The following is an 18968-nucleotide window of genomic DNA, read 5'->3' as shown; positions in this document are numbered from 1 at the left end:
GCGTGCCCGAGCGGGCCGTGCGGGCGGACGACGCCCGCTGGCTGGCGGCGGCCGCCCGGCTGGCCGCGCGCGGCCGCCCGCTGAGCCGGCCCAACCCGGCAGTCGGGTGCCTGGTCGTGCGCGACGGGATCGTCGTCGGGCGCGGCTGGACCCGCGCCGGCGGCCGCCCCCATGCCGAGGCGGTGGCGCTGGCCGAGGCGGGCGAGGCCGCGCGCGGGGCGAGCGTCTATGTCACGCTGGAACCCTGTGCCCATCGCGCCGGGCGCGGTCCGGCCTGTTCGGACCTGCTGGTCGAGGCGCGGCCCGCGCGGGTCGTGGTGGGCCAGCGCGACCCGGACGAGCGCACGCGCGGGCGCGGGATCGAGCGGCTCGGCGCGGCCGGGATCGCGGTCGCCCTGCACGATTGCCCGGCCTCGCGCGCGAGCCTCGCCGGCTATCTCGTGCAGGCCGAGCGCGGCCGCCCGCACGTCACCCTCAAGCTCGCCACCTCGCTCGACGGGGCGATCGCCACCGCCGGCGGGGAGAGCCGCTGGATCACCGGGCCGGCCGCGCGCGCCCATGTCCATTCGCGCCGCGCGATGGCCGACGCGATCCTGGTCGGCGGCGGGACCTGGCGCGCCGACGCCCCGCGGCTCGACGTGCGCCTGCCGGGGCTGGAAGCGCGCAGCCCGCGCCGCCTCGTCCTCTCGCGCAGTATCGCCGCGCCGGGGGTCGAGACCCTGCCCGCGCCCGCGGCGATCGCGGGGCTGGAGGCGGTGCAGTACCTCTACGTCGAAGGCGGGGCCGGGGCCGCGGCGGCCTTCCTCGCCGCCGACCTGGTCGACCGGATCGAGCTCTACCGCGCACCGATCGTCATCGGCGGGGGCGCGGGGGCGATCGGCGACATCGGCCTCTCCTCGCTCGCCGCCGCGCACGGCCGCTGGCGCCTCGCCGAACGCCGGCAGCTTGGCAGCGACACGTTCGAAGCCTATCGGCGGCAAGGGCAAGGCCAGCCGCAAGACGGGGATTAGCGACAATGTTCACCGGTATAGTCAGCGCCATCGGCACGATCGAGGATGTCCGCGAGGGCGGCGACCTGCGGCTGAAAGTGGCCTGCCCCTACGACCCGGCGCAGATCGCGATCGGGGCATCGATCGCCTGTTCGGGCGTCTGCCTGACGGTTGTCGAGCGCGGGGGCGAGCCGGGCAAGGCCTGGTTCGCGGTGGACGTTTCGGGCGAAACCGTCTCGCGCACGGTGCGCGGCATGTGGAGCAAGGGCCGCCGCCTCAACCTGGAAACCGCGCTGCGGCTGGGTGACGAGCTGGGCGGCCACATCGTCACCGGACACGTCGACACCGTCGGCGAAGTCCGGCTCGCCCGCCCCGAAGGCGGATCGACGCTGATCGCGATCCGCACCAGCGCCGCCTTCGCGCCCTTCGTCGCGCCCAAGGGATCGATCACCGTCGACGGCGTCTCGCTGACCGTCAATGACGTGCGCGACCGCGACGACGGGGCCTGCGATTTCCTGCTCAACGTGATTCCGCACACGGCCGAAGTGACCACGCTCGGCGCGCTTGCCGAAGGGGACCAGGTCAACCTCGAGATCGACGTGCTCGCGCGCTATCTCAAGCGGATGCAGAGCCTCCAGCGCTAGCGCGCCACGAACTTCTCCGAACCCGGCTTCCCCGCACCCGCCCCCTCCGCACCGGCCGCGGGCGCGGCCTCGCGGGGTCGCGTCCGGTCGCGTCGCCCCCCGGACCGACTTCGCTTGACGATACAGTATATCATTTCCTATCGGGCCCGCGCAGGCCGCAACGCGCGTTCGCCGCGCGGCCTTCCAACGGACAAGGGGTTACCGACAGCATGACATTCCCGATTTCCTCCCCCGCACGCGGGCGCTGGCTGGCCACGGCCGCCGCGATCGCGCTGCTTGCCCCGGCGAGCGCCCTGGCCGCGGACACGACCGAAGATGCGGACGCGGATACGGCTGAAGAAACGGCTGAAGAAACGGCCACCGGAACCGCCGAGGCCCGCACCGCGCGCGCCGATATCGTCGTCACTGGCCGTTCGCTGGGCAGCGACCAGGCGACCCAGCCGCTGCCGGTCCAGGTCCTGTCGGGCGACGAACTGGCCCACCGCCGGCGCGGCACGCTGGGCGAAACGCTGGACGGGTTGCCGGGCGTGCACATGGACAATTTCGGCGCCGGCGCCTCGCGCCCCGTCATTCGCGGGCAGACGATGCCGCGGATCGCGATTCTGACCGACGGGGCCGACCTGTTCGACGTCGCCTCCGTCTCCCCCGACCATGCGATCGTGACCGATCCCCTGCTGCTCGACGCGATCGAGATCCAGCGCGGCCCCGCCGCGATCCGTTACGGCGGCGGCGCAGTCAACGGCGCGATCAACCTGATCGACGGCAAAGTGCCCAAGGCCCTGCCCGAAGGCGGCGTCGACGGCGCGTACGAATTGCGTTACGGCACCGGCGACCAGGAAATGACCACCGCCGGGCGCGTCACGGCGGCCATCGGCCCGATCGCCTTCCACGCCGAAGGCTCCTATTCCGACCGCGAGAACTACGAGGTGCCCGACGCCTTCGGAACCGACAGGCTGCGCGATTCCTTCGGCGAAAGTTCGAGCTATGCCTTCGGTGCCTCGTGGATCACCGACAGCGGCTATATCGGTGCGTCCTACACCCGCAACGAGGCCGAATACGGCCTGCCGGGACACAGCCATCTGAACGGCGTGTGCCATACCCACGGCCGCGACCTGCACTGCGCCGCGCACGGCGGCTACGGCGATCCGTTCGGCTCGCCCGACGACCACACCGCCTATATCGACCTGAAAAGCGAGCGCGTGGACCTGCGCGGCGATTTCGCCGACCTGCTGCCCGGCATCGCCAATATCCGCCTGCGCGGTTCCTACACCGATTATGTCCATTCGGAGATCGACGGGCCTGCTCTGTTCAGCCGCTACACGAACGAGGTCTGGGATGGCCGGATCGAGCTGACGCACAAGCCACTGTTCGGTTTCACCGGCACGCTGGGCCTGCAATATACCGACGGAACTTTCTCCGGTCTCAACGTCAGCGACCTTCACCAGGTCGGACCGGGGCCCGACGACGCCCTGGCAATCGGCTTTCTGCCACCGTTCGAATACGTCACCGAGAATATCGGACTGTTTCTTGTCGAAAGGCGATCCTTCGGCCCGGTCGACATCGAACTGGCAGCGCGCAAGGACTGGCGCGAGATAACGCTTCCGACGCCGGAACTTTACTTCTGGGTCGACCCGGAGCGTGAAGCGATCTTTGACCGCATTTTCGAGCCCCTTTACGGGCCCGACTGGAAAAACGTCATGCGCGAACGCCGGATCGAGGCCTATCACGAGGACAGCCCGGATTCGCAGCACAACCCGTTCTCGGCCTCGATCGGGGCGACGTGGAACATCGCGAACGGCTATTCCGCGGCGCTGTCGCTGGCCCGCACCGAACGCGCGCCCAATGTCCGCGAGCTCTATGCCTATGGCAACAACCTCGCGACCAACAGCTACGAGGTGGGCCTGGCGCAAAGTTCGCGCGCGTCGATGTATTTCCCCGAATCGCGCACCGACGTCATGGAAACCGCGAAGACGGTCAACCTCACCTTCCGCAAGGCGGGCGGCCCGCTGGAATTCGAAGTGGGCCTGTTCCACCAGGACGTGGACGATTACATCTTCGCCCGGCTGGTGGAGACCGAGACCGAAACCGGCGTCCCGCACCACTACCTGCTCTACACCGCGTCCGATGCCAGCTTCACCGGGATCGACGGGCAGGTCAGCTATGCCTTCTCGCCCGAAGTGCGCGTCACCGTGTTCGGCGACTATGTCGGCACCGACCTGACGAGCGAGGAAGTGGACGTCGATCTCGACGCGTCGGGCGACAACCTGCCCCGCATCCCCCCGGGCCGGCTGGGCGCGCGGCTCGACCTCGCGGGCGGCCCGCTCAGCGCCGATATCGAGTATTACCACACGTTCGCGCAGGACAAGGTCGCGCTCTACGAAACGCCGACCGATGGCTACGGCATGCTCAACGCCACGTTCGCCTATCGCTTCGAAATTCCGGGCGGCGGCGATCTGGAAGTCTATGCCCGCGGCACCAACCTGACGAACCAGCTTGCCTACGTGCACACCTCGTTCGTCAAGGACCAGTCGCCGCTGCGCGGGCGCAGCGTCGTGCTGGGGCTGCGGCACAGCTTCTGATGGCTGACGGTGGGCGGCGCGGCAGGGGGCCGCGTCGTCCGCCGCCATCGGTGTCGCGCCCTGCCTCGCGGTCGAGGTTGCGGTCGAGGCGCGAAAACACTTTCCTACAGGCGGGCGCCTGTGCCTTATCCTGCGGGATGAAGCGTTATTTCCCTTCCCCGCCGCGCCGCTGGGTTCGCCCGCGCGGGCGCATTCCGCTGTTCCACGCGGTGCCCACGCGCCAGCGCGCCGATGGCTGGACGCCCGAGCGGCAGGCGCGTTTCATCGGATTCCTGGCGGAAACCCGCTCGGTTACCGAGGCGGCCCGGCGCGTTTCGATGGCGCGCGAAACCGCCTATCGACTGCGCGAGCGGCCCTGTGCCGAAAGCTTTGCCCGCGCGTGGGATGCGGCGCTGGGCAGGCCGGCGGGGGCGCAGGCGCGCGGAAAGTCACACCCGCCCGCGGCGCCCGGAAAGAGGCCGCGAAAGGTCACGAACGAAGAACTCGGCTGGCGCGTCGGCACCGGCCTGTGGCAAGTGCGGATCTATCGCGGGCGGTTCGTCGGGGTGATGCGGAAACCCGACAATACCGCGCTTTTGCGGCTGCTCGCCCGGCTCGATCGGGCGCGGGCCGAACCGTCGTGACGGCCCGCCCGCGCGCGAAAGGTCACGCGTTCAAGTGCCGCGTCGAGCGTAACGGCCGGCGGGCGGCGCGCGCCGCCGCGTCAGCCGGTCACGTCGGCCAGGGCCTTCACGAACTTGTCGATATTGCCCTGGTGCAGGCCGGCGACGTTGATCCGGCCCGATCCGGCCATGTAGATCGCGTGCTCTTTCCGCAGCCGCTCGACCTGCTCCTTCGTCACCGGGAGGGTGGAGAACAGGCCGTTCTGGTGCGCCAGCGGGGCGAGGTCCACCGAACCGGCGGTGCCGGCGGCGGCGAGCGATTCGCGCACTTCGCGCATCCGCGCGCGCATCGTTTCCAGCTCGTCCAGCCACAGCCGGGTCAGCCCGTCGTCGCGCAGGACCACGCGCACCGCAGCGCCGCCATGATCGGGCGGCATCGACCACGAAGCGCGCGCGAGCGCGTTGAGGTTCGACTGGATCGCCGGGAGCTGCCCCGCATCGGCGGCGAGGACGTAAAGCGCGCCGACCCGGTCGCGGTACATGCCGAAGTTCTTGTCGCAGCTATAGGCGACCAGCGCCTCGGGCACGGCGGCGAGCACCCGGCGCAGGCCATAGGCGTCTTCCTCGATCCCCTGCCCCAGCCCCTGGTAGGCGAGATCGAGGATCGGCAGCGCCGCGCCCTCGGCGAACGCCTTGGCGATCGCGTCCCATTCCTCGGGCGAATAGTCGATCCCGGTCGGATTGTGGCAGCAGCCGTGGACCAGCACGGCATCGCCCGCCTTCGCCCCGCGGATCACCGCCAGCAGGGCGTCGGCATCGGCCGTGCCGTCGGCCCGGGCATGGGGGAACGTCGCGGTCTCGACCCCGACGTCGGCCAGGATCTGCGCGTGGTTGGGCCACGAGGGCGTGCCCAGGTGGACCCGGCCCACGCCCGCGCGGCGCGCCAGCGCCACGGCCAGCCGCACGCCGCCGGTGCCGCCCGGGGTCTGCATCCCGGCCAGGCGGCCGCCCATCGCCGCATCCTTGCCGAAGGCATAGGGCATCAGCGCGTGGACGAAGCCCATGTCGCCTTCGGGGCCGAGGTAGGACTTCGAATCCTGCTCCTCGACCAGGCGCGCCTCGGCCTGCTTGATCGCGGCGAAGACCGGGGTGTCGCCCTGCCCGGTGCGATAGACGCCCACGCCGAGGTCGATCTTGTCGCTCCGCTCGTCGTCGGCATAGAGCTTGATCAGCGCGAGCAGCGCGTCGGGCGATTGGGGTTCGAGTCTGTCGAGCATGGCCAGCGCCATGCCCAGACGCGCGCGGGGCCGCAACAGGAAATCCCGCTACGGCCCCGGGGGAACGGCGCAGATTTTCTAATCGCGCGCCTAGAAGGGCAACCAGCGCTGCTTCTTGGAGAACTTCATGTACCCGGCGTTGACCCCCAGCCGCAGCCCGGCGCCGACGCGGATCGGGATCAGCACGACGTCGCCCTTGCGCAGGTAGGAGGCGGTGAGGCCGCCGACGACGTAGGCCTGCCCCTCGCCCGCGGGGTAGCGTTCGTAGAGCTCCTCGCTGTCGTAGAGGTTGTAGACGAGGACGAAGGTATTGCCCGCGTTGGCGCCCACGTCGAACCCGATCGACGGGCCGGTCCAGTAGACCGGGCGCTGGCCCTCGACCTTGTGGTAGAGCGTGCCCGAGCCGTAGCGCGCGCCGACCACGAAGGCTCCGCCGGCCTCGCGCCCGACGATATAGGCATTGGGTTCGCCCTGCTTCTCCAGCAGGTCCTCGATCATCCGCGCCACGCCCTCGGCCCCCTTGCCGAAGACCCCTTCGGCCGCGCCGATCAGGTCGTCTTCCTTGTAGGTGTCGCTGGCGGCGGCGACATGCGGGCTTCCGGCCCGGGCCGCCGGGGACACAGGGCCGATGCCCGGGGCCGTTGCGGCGGCGGGGGCGGTGGCGGCCGACGGGTCCGACCATGCCGGGGCCACCGGCGCATCGGCCGGCGGGGTCGGCGAATAGGTAACCGCGTCGTCGCCGGGCCCGGTCGCGGCCGTATCGGGCGTGGGCTGCGGTTCGGCATAGACCGGCTGGTCGCCGGGCCGTTCCATCAGGTCCCCGTCGATGGCGGTATCGGGATCGAACGTCTCGATCGTCTGCGCGCCGAGCGGCGCCGCGGCAAGTGCGGCGGCCCCGGCCAGCGCCGCGAACGTGCCGCGGATTGTGGCGATGATCTGCATGGGCCCCTCCTGGCTCGAAATGCGGGCCCGCGACGCGGACCTGTCCACGCGCGAACAGAATCCTTCGCGGCTGAAGCGGCAATGAACCGGCGACGAAGCGAATCGAAAACACGGCGAAACGAGTCGGAACGGGCCTTCGCACGCCCCGCGGCCACGCGCCGCGACAGGCGGCTTGCAGGGGCAGGCCCGGGCCGTTATAGCGCGCCCCTCGCACGGCCCCCGGGCATGCGGAGACGTGGGTGAGTGGCTGAAACCAGCTCCCTGCTAAGGAGCCATACCTGGTAACGGGTATCGAGGGTTCGAATCCCTCCGTCTCCGCCACCGGGCCGGCCCTTCCCCCCTCGTCGCGGCTCCCGTCGCTTCAGGCGCTTGCCGGGCGGTGGTCGCTCGCTGCGCGGTCGAGGCGCTGGAGGAAGTCCCTCGCCGACCGGTCGAGCTCGCCGACATTGCGGACCAGCGTGGCGGAGGCCGACTTGAGATCGGTCGAAAGCCGCTCCGTCAGCCGGGCGCTGCGGGCCAGCTCGTCGCTTCGCGCCGCCATCTGCCCGGTCTCCGCCGCCGCCTGGCGGGCGTTGACCTCGATATCGGCCGAAAGCACCCGCTGCCGGTCGACGTCGTGGCTGATCGCGGTCGCGGCGGCGGCCAGTTCGCGCACCGAGAGGCTGATCTGCGAGAAGTGGCTTGCCGCGTCGTGCGACCCGTCGCGGAGACGGTTGAGCAGGGCCTCGATCTCGCCGGTCGCGTCCGCCGCCTGGCGCGCCAGGGTCTTCACTTCCTGCGCCACGACGGCGAACCCGCGCCCGCTCTCGCCGCCGCGCACGGCCTCGATCGTGGCGTTCAGGGCCAGCATGTTGGTCTGGTCGGCAACTTCGGTGATCGCGCGGGTGACGTCGCCGATATCGGCAGAGTACTCGGCGAGCCGGGTGACCGAGTGCCCGCCGGACTGCGACTGCCCCTGCGCCTCGTTGGCGAGGGTGTCCTGCTGCGAGGCGGTGACCGCGATGCTGGCGATCGAGGACGAAAGGTCCGCGATGTGGTCGGCGACGAAGGCCACCGCCCTGGAGGCCGCCGCGGCCGCCTGCGCCGCCCCGTCGGCGCCGCTGCCGGTGTCGCGCGCGACCCGGTCCAGTTCCTTCGTCGTCTCGTCGAGCACGCCGGCGGTCGTCGCCACCGCCGCCGTCACGCGCGAGACGGTATCCTCGAACGCCTGCCCGATCTCGGCCAGTTCCGCGCGCCGCCCTTCCGCCTGCGCGCGTTCGAGCGCCTCGCGCCGCGCGCGTTCGCTGCGGCTCGCCTCCAGCGCTTCCTGCGCCTTCCCGCGCGCGAGCGCCGACTGCACGAGCGTGCGGGTCAGGCTGCGCGCGATCGCGCCGAGGATGGCGGCCTGGAGGACGACCGCGAGCGCGTGGACGAGCACGCGCGGAATGCCGCCCCCGCCGGAAAAGACCCAGGCGGGCGCGATCATCGCCAGGAGGAGGTGATGCAGCGCGATCGCCGCCGCGGCGGCCATGATCGGCCGCAAGTCGCACAGCACGGTCAGGCTCGCCAGCGCGACGAAGAAGTACATGTGCATGTCGATCTGCCATTCCGACCCGCGCGTGGCGTAGAGCAGCAGGGCCGGTTGCGAAGCGGCCATCAGGCCCACCGCGAGCCGGGCCACGGCGTCGGAGCGGCGCTGCAGCGCGAGGATGCTGGTCGGTACGTTGACGAGAGCGCTCGCCAGCAGCGCCTGCCATGCATAGTCGCCCGACCACAGCGCCACGAGCAGGAACGCGAAGCTCGCCGCCCACCCGGCCAGCGTCAGCCACCGCACCCCGCGTTCGCGCAGCGTGCGCAGCTCCTCCGTCACCACCGCGCTCATGCCGAACACCCCATGTCCGGGACGCCGAGGACGAGCACGCCCTTGCCGCCCACGCGGTCCCAGATCGAGCCGCGCGGACCGCGCAGCACGAGCGAGCCGGGAATCGGCCCGGCGGCGATCAGGCGGGTCGAGCGATCGCCGAGCGCCGCGACCAGCGAGCGCGAGCCCTCCTCGGTCAGGGGAACGAGCAGCATCTCCCCTTCGGCGGGCGGGGCGAGGATCACCGCGAGAACGACGACCGGGATCCACACCGGCATCGTCACGACAGAAAGGATGCGCGGCACGGCACCGGCAGGAAGAGGGCGCGATCGGATCATGCCCGCCCCTTGCGGCGATATGGTTTAACCGCGGTTAACTCTGGCCGCGCCGCGGGCGCATCTTTCGTCCCGGCGCGGACCGCCGCGGACGCGGGCGCGCCTAGCGCGCTAGCCGGCCGCGCAGGTCGGCGAGGTCCCGCGCCAGCCTTTCGCGGTCGGTCCCGTCCTTGAGGTTGCGATCGATCCGCCGGGCGAGATCGCCCAGTTCGCCGTCTCCGAAATGGGCCGCCACCCCGGCCATGACATGCAGCTGCTCGCGCAGTTCGCGGCCCTGCTCGCTATCGGCCAGGCGCCCTTCGTCGAGCGATTCGACCAAGGCCCGCAAGTCCGCCTTGCGCCGCTCGTACATCCGGCGGGCATCGTCGATGTCCTGCCCTTCGCCATTCTCGCCGGGCGCGGACGCGCCGTCGTCGCGCACCAGCCATTTTTCGAGCGACCGGCCGAGCCGCTCGATCGAGATCGGCTTGGCCAGGTGGTCCTGCATCCCGGCCTCGAGGCACTGTTCCACGTCGTCGGCATAGGCATTGGCGGTGATCGCGATGATCGGCAGTTCCTCCCCTGAGACGCCGCGCGCGCGCAGCAGGCGCGTCGCCTCGAGCCCGTCCATCCCGGGCATCTGCATGTCCATCAGCACCGCATCGAACAGCTGCCCGCGGGCCTTCGCCCCCTCGACCTGCTCGACCGCCTCCTTCCCGTCCTCGGCAACCTCGACCGCGACGCCGAGGCGCGCGAGCATGGCGATCACCAGCTTGCGGTTGATCTCCGCGTCTTCGGCCAGAAGCACCCGGCGGCCGGCCAGCGTCCGCCGGAAGGAGGCCGCGTCCTTCGCCGCCGGCTCGGGCGCGACGCCCGCGTCGCACCTGACGAGCGGAAGGCGCAGTTCGAACGTCGAGCCGCGGCCGAGCGCGCTGCGGGCGACCAGTTCACCGTCCATCAGCTCGGCCAGCTGGCGCGCGATGGCGAGGCCCAGCCCGGTTCCGGTGCCGGCCGCCGTGCCCGGCGCCTGTCCATCGAGCTGCGTGAACTCCTCGAAGATATAGGCCAGCTTATCCTGCGCGATCCCCGGCCCGGTGTCGATCACCCGGATGACGACCACGCCGTCTTCCTCGCACGCCTCGATCCGGACCGACCCGCTTTCGGTGAACTTGATCGCGTTGCCGACGAGGTTGAGAATGATCTGCCGCACGCGCAGCTTGTCGCCCACCCCTTCGGGCAGGTCGGGCGCGATGTCGGTTTCGAGCGCCAGGCCCTTGGCCCGGGCATTGGGTTCGAACAGGCGCACGCTGCTGCGCACGAGGTGCCCGAAATCGACCGATTCGCGCGACAGCTGCATCCGCCCCGCCTCGATCTTGGAAAGGTCGAGCAATTCGTTGAGCAGGCGCAGCATCGCCTTGCCCGAATCCGAGATCATGCGGACATATTCGCGGTGCTCGTCGGCGAGGTCGCTTTCGAGCAGGAGATCGGCAAAGCCGATCACCCCGTTCATCGGGGTGCGGATCTCGTGGCTCATGTTGGCGAGGAAGTGCGCCTTGGCCTGCGATGCACGCTCCGCCTCGTCGCGCGACCGGCGCAGGCGTTCCTCCGCCATCACGGTCTGGGTAATGTCCTTGAACACGCCGAAGACGGTGATGACTTCGCCCGTGGGCGAGGTTTCGGCATGGCCGACGCTGGCCACGTGGCGGATCTCCCCATCGGGACGCACGATGCGCGCGCGGAACTGGAAATCCTTCCCTTCGGCAAAGGCCTTCTCGACCATCTCGGTCACCATCGGCCGGTCTTCTTCGTGATAGAAGTCGATCCCCTGCTCGACGTTAGGGACGAAATCGTCGGGCATTCCATGGATGCGATAGACCTGGTCCGACCAGATCAGCGTCCCTTCCTGCACGTCGACGCGCCAGTGGCCGATATTGGCGATCTTCTCCGCCATCTGCAGCAGCCGGTTGTTCTCGCGCAGCTGGGCGTTGCGCTCCGTATCGCGCAGCTTGTCGCGCCGCCGCGCGCCGATGTCGCGCACGACGCCGACGAAATCGCGCAGTTCGCCCGCGTCCGTGTGGCGGGCGGTGAAGTTCGCTTCCAGCCAGACGTAGTGCCCGTCGGCATGGCGATGGCGATAAGTCGAAAGCACGCTCGGCACTTTGCCCTGGAGCAGCTTCTCGCTTGCTTCCATCGTCGCGGCGCGATCGTCGGGATGGATGCCGTTGATCGGCGACTGGCCGATCATCTCCTCCGGCCGATACCCAAGAAGCCACTGGCACGCGGGGCTGATATAGCGGCGGACCCGGTCGGGGCCGACGACGACGACCATGTCGGGCACGGCATCGGCCAGGCCGGCGAAGATCCCGTCTTCGACCGCGGGGCTCGGCATGGCCGAGGCGACGGCGGAAGGCGGCGCGTCCTCCCGCGCCCGGTCCGCAGCGGCGCGCGAACGCAGCCAGACGGCCGCCACCGCACCCATGACGACCATCCCCAGAACGAGGCCCAGCAGGACCGAGAGAACGTCCATAGCGATGATAACCCTGCTCAACGTGTCGTGCGACGGGGGCTGCCCGACGGGTATGCAAGAAAGCCGATCCGGGCACAATCCCGCCCCTCGCGCGTTATACACTGCACGTCGCGCACCTGCGGAAAGTTCGCCCCACCGGCTTGAATTTGGCCGATAGTTTTGCGCTTCTGTCGCGTGAACGACGCCGGCCAGCGCCGGCAGGATGCAAAGCGAGCCAGGGCATTTCCATGACGAGACACGCATTCCTGGGGGCCGTCGCGGCAACCGCCATGGCGGCGTCGGCCGCGGCGTCGGCACAAGTCGGGGCGCCAATCGCCCCGACTGTGGCGGCCGCCACCGACGAGCCGGCCCCGTCCGTCGCGCGCACGATCACGCTGCGCGAACTCGGTTTCGAAAGCGGCTTCGAAATCGCCGGCCTTTCGGGCGCGCGCGACCTCTATTTCCCGGTACCCGCAGGCGCGGAAGTGGAAGAGCTGCGGCTGGTCCTGCCCTATCGCGCCGATTCCGCTTTCGGCAGCCGGCGATCGGTGGCGATCGAGATCGGCGGACGCACCCAGTATACTGCCGCCCTGCCGCAAGGCCCGTCGCAGGGGATGATCGACATCCCGGTCGATCCCGCGCTCGCGGACCGGGGCTACCTCGCGGCGCGGATCATCTACTCGGGCGCGATTACCGAGGATCGCTGCGTCGACCAGCGCCTTTCCGGCGCCTATCTCGCCTTTGCCGGCGACGGCGGGCTGCAAGCCCGGTTCGACGGCGACAGCCTGCGGCGCGTCTCCACGCTGGCGGCGGCCATGCCTGCCGCGCTCGACCTGTCGCTGCCCGACGGGGCCAGCGCCCGCCAGGCCGCCGCCGCCCTCACGCTGATGCTCGGCGGCGGCGATGCGCGCCTTGCCGGATCGCCGCCGCGCGGGGGCACGCAGGGGAACGGCTGGCAGGTCGCGCGCGTCGGCTTCGCCGGGCCGGCGGCGCCGGCAATGGCGGTGCGAATGGACGGAGGACGGCCGGCGCTCGACCTGGGCGGAGAGGACCCGGTCGCCGGAGCCCGCCTGTTGCGCAGCGACTGGAAAGCCGTCGCCGCCGCGCCCAGCCTCGCCGCTGCAGGGCGCGATGCCCGCAGCGCAGCGCGCGGCCTGACGATCGCCGACCTCGGCGCCGACACTTCGGTGCAGGCCATTTCCGATCGGGGCGAGTGGAACGTGGCCATTCCCGCCTCGGCCATTCCGGCCGGACAGCGCATGACCGGCCTCGTGCTCGACGTCGCCGTGGCCGAGGACGGCGGCGCCTCGCCGCCGGTCATCACGGTGCTGTTCAACGGCGTCCTGCTCGCCAGCGCCGAGGCGGAGGAAGACGGCCGGACGCAGATCGCGGTCGACCTGCCCGATGGCCTGGCGAACACGCAGAACAGCCTGGATGTCAGCGTCGTCCGGCAGACCGCGAGCGGCGACTGCAAGTACGCGCCGCAGGGATACCCGGCGCAACTCCTGCCTTCGAGCCGAATCGAACTCGGCCCCGCGGAAGCGCCGGACGATTTCTCCGACCTGCCATCCGCTCTGAATGACGGGTTCACGCTGGTCATGCCCGATGCCGCCGCCCTCGGTCCGGCGGCCGCACTGCTGGGTCCGCTCGTCAGCGGCGAAGGCGCGGTCGGCGTTTCCTACGACGCCATCCCCGACGCGGGGCCGGTGGTCTATGTCGGCGCGCAGGCCCCTGCAGGCACCGAGCCAATCGTGCGGTTCGACCGGGGCGCGATCGCCATCGCGGGCGAGGACGGCCGGACCATCCTCGACCGCGAGGCGATCGAGAACCTGACCACGGTGCAGATTCTGGAACAGGGTGGCCGCCCGGTCCTGTGGATACGCCCCGGCGCCGACTTCGCCGCGCTCGGCGCCAGTGAGGAACCGCCGGTGCTTGGATATGGCAATGCCGCCTTCCTCGCCGGCGACCAGATCGCGTTCGCGTTCCACGACGCGCGCGAGCGGCTGATCGACATCCGCTACCCCGATGAAAGCTCCTTCGCCCAGTTCCTCCAGCGCTACCGCCTATGGTTGATCGGCTTCGGCTGGGTCCTGCTGACGCTCGGCTTCGTCTACCTGCTGCGCCGGGTGATTGCGTCGAACAAGGCCAAGGGCTGACGGTGGCCCGGTTCGTCTCGGCCGACAGCTGGACCGGCGACTACCTCGCCGAGCGCAACCTCGTCACGCCGCGGCAACTGAACGAGGCCAGCGAGCTGGCGGCGCAGTGGGGTTCGAACCTGGTCGATGTCATGTTGACCAGGAACTGGATCGAGGCCGACGAATACTACGCCGCGCTGGCCGAGCGCTTCGGCGTCGAGCAGGTGGACCTGGAGAAGGAGCCGCCCGACCCCGCGCTGCTGGAGGAAGGGGAGGTCGCCCGCTACATGCGCGAGCTGACCGTGCCCTGGCGCGAAACCGGCGGGGTGGTGACGATCGTGACCGCGCGCCCCGGGCCCGATGTCGTTCTCTATGCCCGGCGCAAGTGGGGCAGCGGCGTCAGGATCGGGATCGCCCCCAAGAAAGACATCCAGCGCGCGGTGCAGAAGGTCTTTTCAGACCGCTATCTCGATGCGGCGGTGTTCGACCTCGCGAACCACGATCCCGTGATGTCGGCGCAAACGGCCTTCACTCCGGTCCAACTGGTCGTCGCCTGGGGGCTGGTGACCGCGATCGCGGCCGGGCTGGCGCTGGCGCCGATCGCCACGCTGATCGCGATCAACCTGGTGATGACGCTGTTCTACCTCGGCAACTTCGTCTTCAAGAGCGTGCTGATCTGGTATGGCGGCAAGAACCAGCACGCGAGCGAACGCCAGCTCGACGCCGCGGTCAGACTGCTTCGCGACGAGGACCTGCCGATCTACACCGTGCTGGTGCCGATGTTCCGCGAGCCGGACGTCCTGCCGATCCTCGCCAACGCGCTGCGCGAACTCGACTATCCGACCAGCCGGCTCGACATCAAGATCGTGCTGGAGGAAGGCGACCGGCTGACGATCGACGCGGCGACGGCGCTAGGGCTGGAGGACATCTTCGAGATCATCCTCGTCCCGCCCTCGCAGCCGCAGACCAAGCCCAAGGCGTGCAATTACGCGCTGCAGTTCGCGCGCGGAGAATATCTCGTCATCTACGATGCCGAGGACAAGCCCGAGCCGGACCAGCTGAAGAAAGTGGTCGTCACCTTCGATCGCGCGCCCGAGAACGTCGCCTGCGTCCAGTGCCGGCTGAACTATTTCAATCGCGACGAGAACTGGCTCACGCGGTTGTTCACGCTCGACTATTCGCTGTGGTTCGATCTCATGCTGCCCGGGCTGGAAAAACTCAAGGTGCCGATCCCGCTCGGCGGGACGTCGAACCACTTCAAGATGGACGTGCTGCGCGAATTGCGCGCCTGGGACCCTTTCAATGTGACGGAGGATGCCGACCTGGGCATCCGGCTGACGCAGAAGGGATACGAAGTGCGGCTTGCCGCCTCGACCACGTTCGAGGAAGCCAATGTCTCGCAGAGCAACTGGATCCGGCAGCGCTCGCGCTGGATCAAGGGCTATATGCAGACTTTCCTCGTGCACACGCGCCGGCCGCTGCACCTGGTGAAGACGATCGGCCCGCTGGGCGTTTTGGGCTTCGTTTTCTTCATCGGCGGCACGATGCTGTCGGGCCTGCTGAACCCGCTGTTCTGGCTGATCTTCGCGCTCTGGCTGGTGACCGAAACGGGCGTGTTCGACCCGCTCTTCCCCCCAGTCCTGCTCTACCTGTCGCTGTTCAACCTTCTGGCCGGGAACGGGCTGTTCATCTTCGTGATGATGCTGGCGCCCTTCCGGCGGAATTGGCTCTCGCTCGCGCCCTACAGCCTCACGGTGATCTGGTACTGGGTGCTGATGTCTGTGGCGGCATGGAAAGGCGCGTGGCAGCTGATCACCAAGCCGTTCTATTGGGAAAAGACCGAACACGGCCTGTCGAAGCACACGGCATCGGAAGTCAGCAAGGCGCAGGCGGGCAGCTCGCCGGATGACGGCGCGCAGGGCGGCCCCCTACCTGGTCCCGCTGGCCCTGGCCGCGGCGGTCCTGGCCTTCGCGCTGGTCCTCCACGCCCGCGGCTACGTCTCGGCGAGCAACCTCGACCTGCACGGGCGCACGCTGTTGAGCCTGGGGGGCATGATCCGTTTCGAGAACGTCGTCACGGCTTTCCCGCCCCTGCCCTATATCGCTGCGATCGCCGTCAGCTATCTCTTCCCCCAGGCGGGAACGGCGGGCTTGGCGACGCTGAGCGCGGCCATGGCGGGGCTGCTCGTCGTCGCCTGGTTCGCCGCCTTTCGGGCCAATGGCCTGTCGCTTGCCGAAGCAGCCGCGGCGAGCGCCGCGCTGGGCCTCAACCCCGTGTTCCTGCGCGCCGCGACCGAAGGGGCCGGGTTCATGGCGATACACTGGGGGCTGTGGCTGACCGCGCTCGGGACGTTCAGCCTGCGCCGCGGCGAACGCGTCAACGACCTGATGCTGGTGTCGCTGGGGCTGGCGCTGATGGCGTTCGCCCACCCCTTCGGGCTTCTGCTCGTCTTCGCCAGCCTGCCCTTCCTGGCGCTGGTCATGCCTGCCGACCGCTTGCGCAACGCGCCCGCCCCGATGTACCTGATGCTGCTGTTTCCGGTGGCCTTCAGCCTTCTCGCCTTCATGTACGTCAACTGGGTCTTCCTGGGGAACCCGGCCGCGTTCGTCGACACGATCAGCCGCGAGGCGGCGGGCCTGGGCGCGCGCCTGCCCGGGGGCGAAAGCTCCGGCTGGCGACCTTTCGCCCTTTCGATCATCGGGGTCTTCGCGGTCGGCCCGGTGCTGATGGCATTCTTCTTCGCCGCACGCGGCCGCGCGCCCTTGCGCTACGCCGTCCTCGCGATAGTCGCCACGCTTTTGGCGAGCATGGTTCTGGCGCTGGCCTTCGGCCTGCTCCCGTCGGCCGCGCTGGCCGCCAGTCTGGCGATCACCGGCGCCGCGGCCTGCGTCGCCCGCTGGCCGGCGGGCCGCCTCGACCGGGTCGAGCTGAACCTGCTTTCCGCCGGCCTGCTCGGCGGGTCGATCCTGGTCCTTGCCGACCGGGCACCCGAGAACCAGCGCTGGAAGGCGGCGATAGCGGACCGGCCGGCCGGCTACGGCGATCCCGAAGTGGCGGAACTGGCCCGTGCCCTGGCAGGCAAGGACGATGTCCTGTTCGATGCGGAGGCCGTCCCGGCGGTCATCGCCCTGCGCGGCGATGCGCGGGGAATCCGCAGCAGCGGAACCGAGGCATTCCGCCTTGCCTCGCTGCGCAACCGGACCGAGGCGCAGGTCCTTGTCGTCCGCAACAGCGCGTCGGGCCTCGGCAGCGACCGCGTTGGCCGGATATTCCCTACACTCTATGATAACGGTGCGGCGGGATACCGGCTGACCTACGACGGAGACCGCTGGCGCGTGTACGAGATGAACGACGAGGTCGGGCCATGACGCAGAACGGGCGATCGCGAATTCTGGTCGTGGACGACGTTCCCGAAAGCGCACTGATCACGAAATCGCTGCTGGCGAAGGGCAATTTCCACGACATCGACATTGCCCGCGGCGGGCACGAGGCGCTGCGCAAGTGCGGCGTTCCGGAGGCGGGGGAGAGCGATCTGCAGGTGGTTGGCGGCGAGGTGGACTACAGCCTCGTCATCCTCGACATCATGATGCCCGATATCGACGGGCTGGAAGTCTGCGCGCGGATGCGCCTCTCGCCGCGCACGCGCTACCTGCCGATCCTGATGCTGACGGCGACCAACGATACCGAGCTGCTCAACCAGGCCTACATGGCCGGGGCGGACGATTTCCTGACCAAGCCGATCGACGAGATCAGGCTGCTGGCGCGCGTGCGCACGCTCCTGCGGATCCAGCGCGAACGCGAGCGCCGGGCGCTGCGGGAGGAGGACCTGAAGGTTCAGAACGCGGCCTTGCGCCAGGGCCAGGCGGGCATGAGCCTGATCGATCCGCAGACCGAGCTGCTCAAGCGCCGGATCCTCGACCTCGTCATCTCCGACTGCCGGGCGCAGGATCGCCCGGCGGCGATCGGCCTGCTCCAGGTCGTCGACTTCGAAGCTTACGCCGCGCTCCACGGAGAGGCGGCAGCACGACGCCTGTCGCAGGATCTGGCCCGGCGGTTCCAGGCCATCCCCGCCCCGCTGAACATGCTGGTGGTCGCGAACGGGCCCGGCTCCTTCATGCTGATCCACCCCGGCGCCCCGCAGGCGCAGGCGCTGGAAGCATGGAACCGCCGGGCCTGCGCGGCGGTTGAAGAAGCGCAGATCGCCCACGGCAACTCGATCGAGTCCGAACATGTCACGCTTTGGGCGAAAGCGGCCTGGGCCGGGCCGCACGAACTGGCGCTGACCGCAGACGCCCTCGTCGATACGACCCGACAAGCACTCCTGGAGCGACAATGACCGGTAGATCCAACGCCTTCGCCATCGCCTTCGCCGGCATGTTCGCCCTCGCCCCGGCCGCGGCCGCGCAGGACCTTCCGCCCCCGGCGGCGGAGCAGGCGGACAAGGGGCAGGTCATCGCCACGTTCTACTATTCCAGCAGCGCGCGCGGCTTCGACGCGGACGGCGAGAACATCGACATCGCCGATTACCAGAAGGTCGAGCTCTACCTGCTGGCCGAGTACGAGATCGCCCCCGATCTCACGCTCATCTTCAAGCCGAGCCTGCGCGACGTCTCGGTCGAAGGCGGGGAGGACGACAGCGGGCTGGGCTATACCGACATCGGCGGCCGGTACCGCTTCGCCGACAGCGGAGAGGGCTGGTTGGCGCTGGAAACAACCGTGCGCATCCCGGGTGTCTCGCGCGACGACAAGCTGGCCCAGGTCGGCAGCACCGATACCGAGTACGACCTGCGCCTGCGCGGCTTTCACAATCTCCGCTTGGGGCAGGACAGCGGCTTCATCGACGGGCAGGCCAGCTATCGCCTGCGCGACGGCGATCCGCCGAACGAGTTCCACGCCGACCTGACGCTGGGCTATCGCCCGCGACCGAACGTCCTGCTGATGGTGCAGTCGCTCAACACGATCAGCGACGGCGCGGGCCGGGGCATCTTCGACGAATACCGCTATCACAACCTCCAGCTTTCCGGCGTCGTCGATGTCGCCCCCGCGGTCGCGCTGCAGGCAGGCCTGCTGGGCACGATCGCAGGCGAGAACGCACTGCGCGAGCGCGGTTTCTTCGGCGGGGTGTGGATTTCCTTCTGA

The 18968-nt window shown here is 69.7% G+C and carries 14 protein-coding genes, 1 tRNA gene and 2 pseudogenes; 11 read left to right on the top strand and 6 right to left on the bottom strand.

Going from position 1 to position 18968, the window contains the following annotated elements; genetic code table 11:
* Positions 1 to 2: 2 nt before the first annotated feature.
* From ribD to GRI72_RS00235, 4 genes are all read left to right on the top strand, one after another.
* The gene (gene ribD / locus GRI72_RS00250; protein WP_337191096.1) at positions 3 to 1010 is read left to right on the top strand and encodes a bifunctional diaminohydroxyphosphoribosylaminopyrimidine deaminase/5-amino-6-(5-phosphoribosylamino)uracil reductase RibD; all 1008 of its coding nucleotides are present in this window, start codon (positions 3 to 5) and stop codon (positions 1008 to 1010) included.
* A 5-nt stretch (positions 1011 to 1015) separates the two neighbouring features.
* Entirely contained in the window at positions 1016 to 1633 is a 618-nt protein-coding gene (locus GRI72_RS00245) for a riboflavin synthase (protein WP_160731949.1), read from the top strand.
* A 209-nt stretch (positions 1634 to 1842) separates the two neighbouring features.
* Positions 1843 to 4212 carry a TonB-dependent receptor domain-containing protein gene (locus tag GRI72_RS00240; RefSeq protein ID WP_160731948.1) on the top strand — a complete coding sequence of 790 codons (2370 nt, stop codon included), beginning with the start codon at positions 1843 to 1845 and terminating at the stop codon, positions 4210 to 4212.
* Positions 4213 to 4349: 137 nt separating this feature from the next.
* Positions 4350 to 4835, top strand: a complete 486-nt coding sequence (locus GRI72_RS00235; RefSeq protein WP_160731947.1) for a hypothetical protein — start codon at positions 4350 to 4352, stop codon at positions 4833 to 4835.
* 80 nt (positions 4836 to 4915) lie between these two features.
* On the opposite strand, the gene GRI72_RS00230 is transcribed toward GRI72_RS00235, so the two are convergent.
* Together GRI72_RS00230 and GRI72_RS00225 are read right to left on the bottom strand one after the other, a co-directional pair.
* Positions 4916 to 6091 (bottom strand): amino acid aminotransferase, encoded by a 1176-nt coding sequence (locus tag GRI72_RS00230; protein WP_160731946.1) that lies wholly within the window; start codon positions 6089 to 6091, stop codon positions 4916 to 4918.
* 90 nt (positions 6092 to 6181) lie between these two features.
* Entirely contained in the window at positions 6182 to 7033 is an 852-nt protein-coding gene (locus GRI72_RS00225; RefSeq protein ID WP_160731945.1) for a DUF1134 domain-containing protein, read from the bottom strand.
* A 229-nt stretch (positions 7034 to 7262) separates the two neighbouring features.
* Between GRI72_RS00225 and GRI72_RS00220 the strand changes: the two genes are divergently transcribed.
* Positions 7263 to 7354 (top strand) — tRNA-Ser (locus GRI72_RS00220).
* A gap of 40 nt (positions 7355 to 7394) precedes the next feature.
* Here the strand turns inward: GRI72_RS00220 and GRI72_RS00215 are convergent.
* From GRI72_RS00215 to GRI72_RS00205, 3 genes are all read right to left on the bottom strand, one after another.
* A complete protein-coding gene (locus tag GRI72_RS00215; RefSeq protein WP_160731944.1) occupies positions 7395 to 8894 on the bottom strand; it encodes a methyl-accepting chemotaxis protein in 1500 nt (499 codons plus the stop codon).
* The gene (locus GRI72_RS00210; RefSeq protein ID WP_160731943.1) at positions 8891 to 9211 is read right to left on the bottom strand and encodes a hypothetical protein; all 321 of its coding nucleotides are present in this window, start codon (positions 9209 to 9211) and stop codon (positions 8891 to 8893) included. Before GRI72_RS00210 ends, GRI72_RS00215 begins: the two co-directional genes overlap by 4 nt.
* Positions 9212 to 9311: 100 nt before the next feature.
* The gene (locus GRI72_RS00205; protein ID WP_160731942.1) at positions 9312 to 11735 is read right to left on the bottom strand and encodes a PAS domain-containing protein; all 2424 of its coding nucleotides are present in this window, start codon (positions 11733 to 11735) and stop codon (positions 9312 to 9314) included.
* 206 nt (positions 11736 to 11941) lie between these two features.
* Between GRI72_RS00205 and GRI72_RS00200 the strand changes: the two genes are divergently transcribed.
* Both GRI72_RS00200 and GRI72_RS14975 read left to right on the top strand, forming a co-directional pair.
* A complete protein-coding gene (locus tag GRI72_RS00200; protein WP_160731941.1) occupies positions 11942 to 13849 on the top strand; it encodes a cellulose biosynthesis cyclic di-GMP-binding regulatory protein BcsB in 1908 nt (635 codons plus the stop codon).
* Positions 13759 to 14229 (top strand): annotated as a pseudogene (locus GRI72_RS14975) (GspE/PulE/PilB domain-containing protein); the annotation flags it as partial. The gene GRI72_RS00200 and the pseudogene GRI72_RS14975, both read left to right, overlap by 91 nt.
* Before the next feature lie 54 nt (positions 14230 to 14283).
* Here GRI72_RS14975 and GRI72_RS14650 read toward each other — a convergent pair.
* On the bottom strand, positions 14284 to 14529 hold the full coding sequence (locus GRI72_RS14650; RefSeq protein ID WP_237486625.1) for a hypothetical protein: 246 nt from the start codon (positions 14527 to 14529) through the stop codon (positions 14284 to 14286).
* Between GRI72_RS14650 and GRI72_RS14970 the strand changes: the two are divergent.
* The 4 genes and pseudogenes from GRI72_RS14970 to GRI72_RS00185 all read left to right on the top strand — a co-directional run.
* Positions 14458 to 15366 (top strand): annotated as a pseudogene (locus GRI72_RS14970) (glycosyltransferase family 2 protein); the annotation flags it as partial. The gene GRI72_RS14650 and the pseudogene GRI72_RS14970 sit on opposite strands and share 72 nt — an antisense overlap.
* Positions 15367 to 15733: 367 nt before the next feature.
* Positions 15734 to 17197, top strand: a complete 1464-nt coding sequence (locus GRI72_RS14640; RefSeq protein WP_237486612.1) for a hypothetical protein — start codon at positions 15734 to 15736, stop codon at positions 17195 to 17197.
* Entirely contained in the window at positions 17194 to 18165 is a 972-nt protein-coding gene (locus tag GRI72_RS00190) for a response regulator (protein ID WP_160731940.1), read from the top strand. Before GRI72_RS14640 ends, GRI72_RS00190 begins: the two co-directional genes overlap by 4 nt.
* Positions 18162 to 18968 carry a transporter gene (locus GRI72_RS00185; RefSeq protein WP_160731939.1) on the top strand — a complete coding sequence of 269 codons (807 nt, stop codon included), beginning with the start codon at positions 18162 to 18164 and terminating at the stop codon, positions 18966 to 18968. The genes GRI72_RS00190 and GRI72_RS00185 overlap by 4 nt, the downstream gene beginning before the upstream one ends.

Origin of the sequence: Pelagerythrobacter marinus, assembly GCF_009827515.1 — a bacterium.
GTDB lineage: Bacteria > Pseudomonadota > Alphaproteobacteria > Sphingomonadales > Sphingomonadaceae > Pelagerythrobacter > Pelagerythrobacter marinus.
This window is presented reverse-complemented; position numbering and strand designations above follow the sequence as displayed.